At 74.3% G+C, this 9449-nt stretch carries 9 protein-coding genes; 6 read left to right on the top strand and 3 right to left on the bottom strand.

Going from position 1 to position 9449, the window contains the following annotated elements; translation table 11 throughout:
* The 4 genes from CCR87_RS04375 to CCR87_RS04360 form a co-directional block, all read left to right on the top strand.
* On the top strand, positions 1 to 897 hold an 897-nt coding region (locus tag CCR87_RS04375; protein ID WP_207186551.1), incomplete at its 5' end, for a zinc-dependent alcohol dehydrogenase.
* Between the two features lie 21 nt (positions 898 to 918).
* The gene (locus CCR87_RS04370; protein ID WP_201156353.1) at positions 919 to 1314 is read left to right on the top strand and encodes a 6-pyruvoyl trahydropterin synthase family protein; all 396 of its coding nucleotides are present in this window, start codon (positions 919 to 921) and stop codon (positions 1312 to 1314) included.
* Between the two features lie 2 nt (positions 1315 to 1316).
* Entirely contained in the window at positions 1317 to 2366 is a 1050-nt protein-coding gene (locus tag CCR87_RS04365) for a glycosyltransferase (protein ID WP_201156352.1), read from the top strand.
* Positions 2363 to 3121 (top strand): methyltransferase domain-containing protein, encoded by a 759-nt coding sequence (locus tag CCR87_RS04360; protein ID WP_201156351.1) that lies wholly within the window; start codon positions 2363 to 2365, stop codon positions 3119 to 3121. The genes CCR87_RS04365 and CCR87_RS04360 overlap by 4 nt, the downstream gene beginning before the upstream one ends.
* Before the next feature lie 32 nt (positions 3122 to 3153).
* Here the strand turns inward: CCR87_RS04360 and CCR87_RS04355 are convergent, their stop codons facing one another.
* Together CCR87_RS04355 and hisC are read right to left on the bottom strand one after the other, a co-directional pair.
* Entirely contained in the window at positions 3154 to 4071 is a 918-nt protein-coding gene (locus CCR87_RS04355; protein ID WP_201156350.1) for a prephenate/arogenate dehydrogenase family protein, read from the bottom strand.
* The gene (gene hisC, locus CCR87_RS04350; protein WP_201156349.1) at positions 4071 to 5156 is read right to left on the bottom strand and encodes a histidinol-phosphate transaminase; all 1086 of its coding nucleotides are present in this window, start codon (positions 5154 to 5156) and stop codon (positions 4071 to 4073) included. The genes CCR87_RS04355 and hisC overlap by 1 nt, the downstream gene beginning before the upstream one ends.
* Before the next feature lie 273 nt (positions 5157 to 5429).
* Between hisC and CCR87_RS04345 the strand changes: the two genes are divergently transcribed.
* Both CCR87_RS04345 and CCR87_RS17465 read left to right on the top strand, forming a co-directional pair.
* A complete protein-coding gene (locus tag CCR87_RS04345) occupies positions 5430 to 6170 on the top strand; it encodes an ABC transporter ATP-binding protein (RefSeq protein WP_420850145.1) in 741 nt (246 codons plus the stop codon).
* Complete coding sequence (locus CCR87_RS17465; protein WP_201156347.1) at positions 6170 to 7999, top strand: ABC transporter permease; 1830 nt, start codon at positions 6170 to 6172, stop codon at positions 7997 to 7999. The genes CCR87_RS04345 and CCR87_RS17465 overlap by 1 nt, the downstream gene beginning before the upstream one ends.
* A gap of 239 nt (positions 8000 to 8238) precedes the next feature.
* Here the strand turns inward: CCR87_RS17465 and CCR87_RS04335 are convergent, their stop codons facing one another.
* Positions 8239 to 9300, bottom strand: coding sequence for a lipocalin-like domain-containing protein (locus tag CCR87_RS04335; RefSeq protein ID WP_201156346.1), 1062 nt, complete (start codon positions 9298 to 9300; stop codon positions 8239 to 8241).
* Between the last annotated feature and the right edge of the window lie 149 nt (positions 9301 to 9449).

Genomic DNA, 9449 nt, shown 5'->3' with positions numbered 1-9449 from the left:
CCCGCCCCGCACGAGGTCATGGTGACGACGCTTTTCTCGGGGATCAGCCGCGGCACCGAGCGGCTGGTGTTCGAGGGCCGCGTCCCGACGGCCGAGCACGCCCGCATGCGCTGCCCCTTGCAGGAGGGCGATTTCCCGTTTCCGGTGAAATATGGCTATGCCGCCGTGGGCCTCATCACCGGCGGGCCGTCCGCGCGGCTGGGGCAGCCGGTCTTTGTCCTCGCCCCGCACCAGAGCCGCTTTGCCTGCCCCGCCGCCATGGCCCGCCCCCTGCCCGAGGGGCTGGCGCCGGAGCTTGCGGTGCTGGCGGCGAACATGGAGACCGCGTTGACGGTGGTCTGGGACGCGGGTGTCGGCCCGGGCGACCGGGTCGCGGTGGTGGGCGCGGGGGTGATCGGCGCGCTGGTGGGGCGGCTGTGCGCGCGCATCCCCGGGACGGAGGTCACGCTTATCGACCACACCCCCGCGCGGGCCGGGCTGGCGGCGCATCTGGGCTGCGGGTTCGCCGTGCCCGGCGATGCGCGGGGGGGCTGCGACGTGGTCATCCACGCCTCCGCCAGCGCCCCGGGCCTGGCCGAGGCGCTGCGTCTTGCGGGGCCGGAGGCCGTGGTGGTGGAGGCCAGCTGGCACGGCGCGGCCGAGGTCGCGGTGCCGCTGGGGGGCGCGTTCCACTCGCAGCGTCTGCGGCTGATCTCCAGCCAGGTGGGGTGCGTTCCGCCCGCCCGCGCGCCGCGATGGGACAACGCGCGCCGGATGGATGCCGCGCTGGCGCTGCTGGCCGGGGACGGGGCGGTTGCCGCGCTGATCTCGGGCGAGACGGGCCTCGATGACTTGCCGCATGCCTATGGCGCCATACTTGCCGACCCCGACACGCTGTGCCACCGCATCCGCCACTGATCCCAAACCCGGAGACCGCCCATGTTTGCCGTCGAGGTCCGCGACCACATCATGATCGCCCATTCCCTGCCGTCGCCGGTGTTCGGCCCGGCGCAGGGGATGCATGGCGCCACCTTCACCGTCGATGCCGCCTTCTTCACCGAGTCGCTGGACGACAACGGCCTGGTGGTGGACATCGGCCTCGCGACCGAGGCGCTGGCCGAGGTGCTGGCGCCGCTGCGCTATGCCAACCTTGACGAGGTTCCCGCCTTCAAGGGCCGCATCACCACCACGGAATTCCTGTGCGGCCACATCTGGGAGGCGATGGCGGTGGCCGCGCGGTCGGGCCGGATGAACGATGGCGGGCGGCTGAAGCGGTTGCGCATCACCCTGCACGAAAGCCACCTGGCGCGCGGCTGGTACGAGGCCGACCTCTGAGCGTGGCCCCGCGCCCGGTGCATTTCGCGATCCCCGGCGATCTGGCGACGCCCTCGGGGGGGTACGGATATGACCGGGCGTTGATCGCGCACCTGCCGGCGCAGGGGTGGCGGGCCCGGGTGCTGGCGCTGCCGGGGGGCTTTCCGATGCCGGACCGGGCTGCGATGGCGGCGGCGGCTGCGGCCTTCGCGGCGTTGCCGGACGGGGCGGTGGTGCTGGCGGACGGGCTGGCGTTCGGGGTGCTGGACGCGGTCGCGCAGGCCCATGCCGCGCGACTGCGGCTGGTGGCGCTGGTGCACCACCCGCTCGCGGACGAGACCGGGGTGGACGCCGCCACCGCCGCGCGGCTGACGCGGTCGGAGCGGTCGGCGCTGGCGACGGCGCGGGCGGTGGTGTGCACCTCGCAGGTGACGGCGGATCGGCTGGTGGCGGGGTTCGGCGTGGCCGCCGACCGCATCACCGTGGCGGTGCCCGGCACCGCGGCGCCCGCGCACCCCGCGCCGGGGCGGGGCGATCCGCCGACGATCCTGTCGGTGGGCTCGTTGACGCGGCGCAAGGGGCACGACGTCCTGATCGCCGCGCTGGCGGCGCTGGCGGACCTGTCGTGGCGGGCGCGCATCGTCGGGCCTGCGCCCGACCCCACCGTTGCGGCCGCACTGGCGGCGCAGATCGCGGCGGCGGGGCTGCAGGGGCGCATCACCCTGGCCGGGCCGGTGGCGGATGCCGGGGCGGAATACGCGGGTGCCGACATCTTCGCGCTGGCGTCGCGGCACGAGGGGTTCGGCATGGCCTATGCCGAGGCGCTGGCCCACGGGCTGCCGGTGGTGGCGACGCGCGTGGGACCGGTGGCGGGGTTCGTGCCGGCCGATGCGGGCGGGCTGGTGGCCCCGGATGATGCCCCCGCGCTGGCGGCGGCCCTGGGCGCGCTGCTCCGCGATCCGGCCACCCGACGCCGTGCGGCGGTGGCGGCGGCGCGTGCGGGCGCGGCCCTGCCGGGGTGGGATGACACGGCGGCGCGGGTGGCGCGCGTTCTGGATGGGGTGATGTCATGAGCTTTTCGTCGGACTGGCTGGCGCTGCGCGAGCCTGCGGACCATGCGGCGCGCGACGCGGAACTTCTGGCGGGGGCTGTGGCGGTGGCACGGCGCGCGGCGGGCGATGCGCCGCCGGTGATCGTCGATCTGGGGTGCGGCACCGGTGCCACCGTGCGCGCCCTGGCCGGGGCGCTGCCAGAGGCGCACTGGCGGCTGGTGGACGCCGACGCGGCCCTTCTGGCGGAGGCCGCGCGGCGCACCGGCGGCACCCCGCACCGCCTTGACCTGCGGACGCTGGAGGCGCTGCCGCTGGAGGGGGCGCATCTGGTCACCGCCTCGGCGCTGCTGGATCTGATGCCGCGCGATTGGGTTGCGGCGCTGGCGGCCCGGCTGCGGGCGGCGGGCGTGGGGTTCTACGCTGCGCTCAGCTATGACGGGTGGATGGACTGGACCCCGGTGCTGCCGCTGGACGCGGCGGTGACGGCGGCCTTCAACACGCACCAGCGCGGCGACAAGGGCCTGGGCGCCGCGCTGGGCCCCGACGCGGGCCAGATCGCTGCGCAGGTGTTTGCCGAGCATGGCTTTGACGTGCGCACCGCCGACAGCCCCTGGCAGCTGACCCCGTCCGAAGGCGCGCTGCACGCCGAACTGGTCGCCGGCATCGCCGCGGCCGCGGCCGAGACCGGGCTGGAGGCCGCACAGGACTGGGGTGCGGCGCGGCGCACGTTTGCCACCGCGCGGATCGGGCATCTCGATCTTCTTGCGCTGCCCTGAGGGCGGCGGCCGGGGCGCGCGCGCCGGGCCGCTCAGCCGCGGGTCTTGGCGCGGCCGAAGTCGGGGGCGTCGGTGTCCTGCCCGGCCTCCACGATGCCGCGGCGGATGGCGCGGGTGCGGGTGAAATAGGCGTGCAGCATCTCGCCGTCGCCGGTGCGGATGGCGCGTTGCAGGGCGAACAGCTCCTCGGTGAAGCGGCCCAGGATCTCCAGCGTGGCGGCGCGGTTGGTCAGGAACACGTCGCGCCACATGGTCGGGTCCGACGCCGCGATGCGGGTGAAGTCGCGAAACCCGGCGGCTGAGTACTTGATGACCTCGCTGTCGGTCACCCGGCGCAGATCATCCGCGACCCCCACCATGGTATAGGCGATCAGGTGCGGCGCGTGGCTGGTGACCGCGAGCACGAGGTCGTGGTGGGCGGCGTCCATCTCATCGACGCGCGCGCCCATGCCTTCCCACAGGGTGCGCAGGCGGGTGGCGGCGGCGGGGTCCGTGCCTTCGGGCGGGGTCAGGATGCACCAGCGGTTGTCGAACAACTCGGCAAAGCCCGCGCCGGGGCCGGACTGTTCGGTGCCCGCGATGGGGTGGCCGGGGATGAAGTGCACGCCCTGCGGCAGGTGCGGCGCGACCGCGTCGATCACCGCGCCCTTGACCGAGCCGACATCGGTCACGGTGGCGCCGGGCGCCAGATGCGGCGCGATCTCGGCGGCCAGCCCCTCCATCGCGCCGATGGGCACGGCCAGGACCACCAGATCGGCGCCGGCCACGGCCTCGGTGGCGGTGGCGTGGACGGTGTCGCACAGGCCCAGCCGCAGCGCCTCGGTGCGGGTGGCGTCGGTGCGCGCGGTGCCGGCGATGTGCCCCGCCAGCCCCCCGCGCCGCATCGCCAGCGCCATCGACCCCGCGATCAGGCCCAGCCCGATCAGCGCCACCCGCCCGTACAGCGCCATCAGCGCAGGCCCTTGAACTGCGCGATGGCGTGCACGACGCGGCGGCAGGCGGGTTCGTCCCCCACGGTGATGCGCAAACAGCCCGGCAGGCCGTAGCTGCCGACCCGGCGCACGATCAGGCCGCACTGCTTCAGATGCGCGTCGCAGGCCTCGGCCTCGGCGGCGCCGTCGAAGCGGGCGAGGACGAAGTTCGCCTGGCTATCGTCGCAGGGCACGCCGATCTCGCGCAGCCCGGCGGTCAGCCAGGCGCGCAGGCGGGCGTTTTCCGTGCGGCAGCGCTCCAGATGCTCACGGTCCAGGATCGCGGCTTCGGCGGCGTCCTGCTGGGCGGTGGACAGGTTGAACGGCCCCCGCAGACGGTTGAGCACGTCGATCACCGCGCGCGGGCCATGGCCCCAGCCGACCCGCAGCCCGCCGAGGCCGTGGATCTTGGAAAACGTGCGCGTGACCATGACGTTGGGCCGCGCGGTCGCCAGTTCCAGCGCACCGTCGGGCACGTCGGCGTATTCGGCATAGGCGCCGTCCAGCACCAGCAGCGTGTGCGCGGGCACCCCGTCGGCCAGCCGCGCCACCGTGGCCGCATCCAGCATCGTGCCGGTGGGGTTGGCGGGGTTGGCGATGAACACCAGCCGCGTGCGCGCCCCGCAGGCCGCCAGCACCGCGTCCACGTCCACCGTGCGCCGCCGTTCGGGCACCGAAACCGGCGTTGCCCCCGCCCCCAGCGCCGAGATGCGGTACATCGCAAAGCCGTGTTCGGTGTGCAGCACCTCATCGCCCGGCCCGGCATAGGCCTGGCACAGGAAGCTGATGACCTCGTCCGAGCCGGCGCCGCAGATGATCCGGTCGGGATCGAGCCCGTACACCCCACCGATCGCCGCGCGCAGCGCCGCGTGGCTGCTGGAGGGGTAGCGGTGCAGCGTGTGACCGGCGCGCCGGAACGCCTCCACCGCCCGGTCGGACGGGCCCAGCGGGTTCTCGTTCGACGACAGCTTGATCGCCTCGCGCTGCCCGGCGATGGACGAATCCCCCCCCTGATAGAGGGTGATGTCCAGAATTCCCGGTTGCGGTCGAATGTCCTTGGGCATTTCGGCTCCTCTTGCGGGCGGGTTCTAGCTCCGGGGGGGGGCCAAGGCCAGATGCAACGGCGGCCGCGCCCGTCCGATCCGCATCACACCCGCCGGGCGTGGCGGATTTGCCATGCCGGGGGGCGTGCGGGGCTGCGGCGGAACGCCCCGGCGCCCGCGCAGCCCGTGTCGGGCGGCATTTTCGCACAGCCGATGTCGCCGTCGGCCTTCGGGGTGATACATCCCCGCAGGACGCCCGCGGGCGGGGATCGGATCAGGACGGGGACGCGCACGGTGCAGCCATCCAGCAGCGACGGGGCCAAGAGCGGCGGGGCCAGCAGCGGCGGGGCCAACAGCGACGGGAAAGGGCCGCTTCTGGCGGTGCGGGGGCTGGAAAAGACCCTCACCGGCGGGGACGAGCGGGTGCCGGTCCTGCGCGGCGTCGACCTGACGCTGGAAGCCGGGCACAGCCTGGCGCTGACGGGCGAATCGGGCAGCGGGAAAAGCACCCTGCTGCATCTGGTGGCGGGCCTCGACGTGGCCGACGCGGGACAGGTCCGGCTGGCGGGGCAGGACGTGGGCGCGCTGTCGGACGCCGGCCGCGCCCGGCTGCGGCGCGAGGCCGTGGGCCTGGTGTTCCAGCAGTTCAACCTGATCCCGTCGCTGACGGTGGCGGGCAACCTGGGCTTCCAGGCGCGGCTGGCGGGGCGGTTCGACGCGGATGCGGTGGCGGCGCTGGCGGCCCGGCTGGGGTTGGAGGGGTTGATGAACCGCTACCCCGAGCAGCTGTCGGGGGGCCAGCAGCAGCGCGTGGCCATCGGCCGGGCGCTGGCGGCGCGCCCCGCGCTGGTGCTGGCGGACGAGCCGACGGGCAACCTCGATGAGGCGACGGGGGACGCGGTGCTGGACCTGATGCTGGAGCTGGTGCGCGATGCGGGTGTGGCGCTGTTGATGGTCACGCATTCGCCCCGGCTGGCGGCGCGCTGCGATGCGCGGCTGCACCTGCGCGCGGGCCGCACGACGGAGGCGCCGTGATGGACCGCGTGGTTCTGTCGGCGCTGCTGGGGCACTGGCGGGTGCATCCGCTGCAACTGGCGATGCTGCTGGTGGGGCTGGCGCTGGCGACCGCGCTGTTCACCGGGGTGCAGGCGATCAATTCGGAAGCCCGCGCCAGCTACGCCCAGGCCGAGGCCGTGCTGGGCCAGGACCGGCTGGACCGCCTGCTTCCGGCCGAGGGGACGGCGGCCATCGCCCAGGCCGATTACATCGCGCTGCGCCGCGCGGGATGGCTGGTGTCGCCGGTGGTGGAGGCGCGCGCGACCCTGGACGGCGTGCGGGTGACGGTGCTGGGGGTCGATCCCCTGACGGCGCCGCCGCAGGCCGGTGTGGCAGGGCTGGCGCAGGGCGACGCGCTGGCGGGCTTCATCACCCCGCCCGGTGACCGTTTCGCCGCACCCGAGACCGCCGCCCGGCTGGCGGGCGTGCAGGGCGTGGAGGGGCTGCCGCCGGGCACCGTGCTGATGGATGTGGGGATCGCGCAGGCGCTGGCGGGGATGGACGGGCGGCTGACGCGCCTGCTGGTCTGGCCCGAACAGCCCGCCGGCCTCCCCGCGCTGGACGCCGTCGCCCCCGGCCTGCGGCTGGAGACGCCAGAGGCCGCGGGCGATCTGGGGCGGCTGACCGACAGCTTCCATCTGAACCTGACAGCGTTCGGGTTCCTGGCCTTTGCGGTGGGGTTGTTCATCGTCAACGCCGCCGTGGGGCTGGCGTTCGAACAGCGGCGCGGGATGTTCCGCACGTTGCGCGCGCTGGGGGTTCCGGCGGGGCGGCTGACGGGCGCGCTGATGGCCGAGCTGGTGGTGCTGGCGCTGGTGGCCGGGGCCGTGGGGGTGGTTCTGGGATATGCGCTGGCGGCGCTGGTGCTGCCGGTGCTGCTGACCGGCGTGCTGCTGGCGGCACAGAACCGCGCGCGCGGCGTGCTGGCGCAATGGTTCCTGGCCGATACCCGCCAGCAGTTGCCGGGGCTGTCGCTGGCGCTGATGGCCCTGATGCTGGCGCTGGCGACGAATGTGGGGGTGGGCACGATGGTCTCCAGCTTCCGGCTGACGTTCACCGGCTGGCTGGATCAGCGGCTGGCGGCCGAGGTCTATGTCTCGGGCCGCGATGCGACCGAGGCCGCGGCGCTGCGCGACTGGCTGGCGCCCCGCGTGGATGCGATCCTGCCGATCTGGAACGTGGAGGGCGCGATCAACGGGGCCCCCGGCGCGGTGTACGGGGTCAAGGACCACGCCACCTATCGCGACCACTGGCCGTTGCTGCAGGCCGAACCGGATGTGTGGGACCGGCTGGCCGATGGCACCGGCGTTCTGGTCAACGAACAGGGCGCGCGGCGGCTGGGGCTGGGCCTTGGCGATCCGGTGGCGCTGCCGGGGGGGCTGACGCGGCCGCTGGCGGGGGTGTATTCCGACTATGGCAACCCGCAGGCGCAGGCGATGGTGGGGCTGGATCTGTTCCTCGCGACCTATCCCGACGCGCCCCGGCTGGCGCATGCGGTGCGGGTGGCGCCCGGGCGTGCGGCCGATCTGGTGACCGCGCTGGTGGACGACTTCGGCGCCGCCCCCGACCGCGTCACCGACCAGGCGCAGGCCAAGGCGTTCTCGCTTCAGGTGTTCGAGCGGACGTTCGCGGTGACGGCGGCGCTGAACATCCTGACGCTGGGGGTGGCGGCGGTGGCGCTGCTGGCCAGCCTCGTGACGCTGGCGGGGCTGCGCATCGGGCAGCTGGCGCCGGTGTGGGCGCTGGGGCTGACGCGGGGCCGGCTGGCGACCACGGGCCACACCAGCGCCGCGAAGGCGGTGAAGTGATAGACCTTGTCCATGCCCGACGGGCCGGGCACCGCGACGCTGGGCGTCAGCGTTCCGACGGCGATCACCGCCGCGATCACCGCCGACAGGCCCAGCGCAAGGCGGTGCAGGGTGGGGCTGGACATGGGCGGGTTCCTTTCGCAGGGCGGGATCGGGCGCACCCTTGCCCGGCGGGGCCGGGCTTGCCAACCCCGTGGCGCCGCTTCGGGGCGCATCCGGTCCCGGGCGCCGGGCGGGCCTCAATACCCCGTCATCTCCAGATATCCGACGCCGGGGTGGGTCCCGGTGATGCGCACCGGCCCCTCCCAATAGGCAAAGGCCGTGTCCATCCACGCCTGCGGGTTCACCGCCGAGACCTCCACATCGAGGCCCCTTGGCGGCAACTCCACCCGCCAGCGCACGGGGACGTCGCGCCCCGCCACCCGGGCGGTTTCCAGCGGCGTGAAGCGCGGCGCGTCGGGGCCGAAGGTCTGGGTGGCGCCCTCGGCGTCGATCCAGGTGGCGGCCGAGAACCATCCCCCCGTGTCGGCCTCGCTGCGCACGCGGGCGATCATCAGCTTCTCGCCGTCGTCGAAATGCATCGCGAACCAGTCCCAGCCCGAGGCCGCCCCCTCCAGCGGCTGGCTGGACCATTCGCGGTCGAGCCAGCCGAGGCCCGTGACCGCAATCGGGCCGTCGGGCAGCGTGACCTCGCCGGTGATGCGATAGAACGGCTGGGAGTAGTAATGGCTGGCCTGCCCCCCTTCGGATTTCACCGAGAACCCCGCGTCACCGTGCAGCACGAGGGGGCCGTCCGCCTCGGCCCGCAGGTCGAAGGCGAACTCCATGCCGCGTGCCGCCAGGTGCAGCGCGTCCAGCGCATCCGCCCCAGGCCCCGCGACGGAGGTCATGTGCCAGTCGTCCAGCCAGGCCGCGAACGGGTCCGCCGTCACCCCGGCCTGTCCGATGCCATCGCGGGCAAAGCGCTCGGCGGCGAAATGCGCGTCGGGCGTGGTGACGCCGGCATGCGCCATCCAGCCCTGCGGGCTGTCCCAGCCGTCCCGCGCGCCGGGGGCGAGGCCGAAGCGGAACAGCGTCCATTGCGCCCCCATGGGGGTGCCGTCGGGACCCTCCAGGTTGGCGGTCAGGTACCACCACTCGATCCGGAAATCGGGGTGGGCGCCGTGGTCGCGGGGGAACTCCAGCACATGGCCGCGCTCGGGCAGGGCAAAGCCCGGCGCATCGGCCCCCATGCCGGCAAAGCCCTGTGGCTGGGCGGGGCCGGCGGCAAGGGCCATCAGGATCAGGGGCAAAAGGCGCATGGCGGGGTCCCTTCAGCGTTCGCGGGCAAAGACGCGCAACAGTTCCGTGGGCTGCATCCGCGCCAGCCGCAGCGCGGGCCAGGCGGCGGCCAGCAGCGCGGCCACCACCGCCGCCCCCGCCAGCACCGCCCAGTCGGCGGGGAACACCC

This window comes from Rhodobaculum claviforme (genome assembly GCF_016653255.1).
Taxonomy (GTDB): Bacteria; Pseudomonadota; Alphaproteobacteria; order Rhodobacterales; family Rhodobacteraceae; genus Rhodobaculum; species Rhodobaculum claviforme.
Note: the sequence above shows the minus strand (reverse complement) of the source record. Positions and strands in the feature narration are given on the sequence as shown.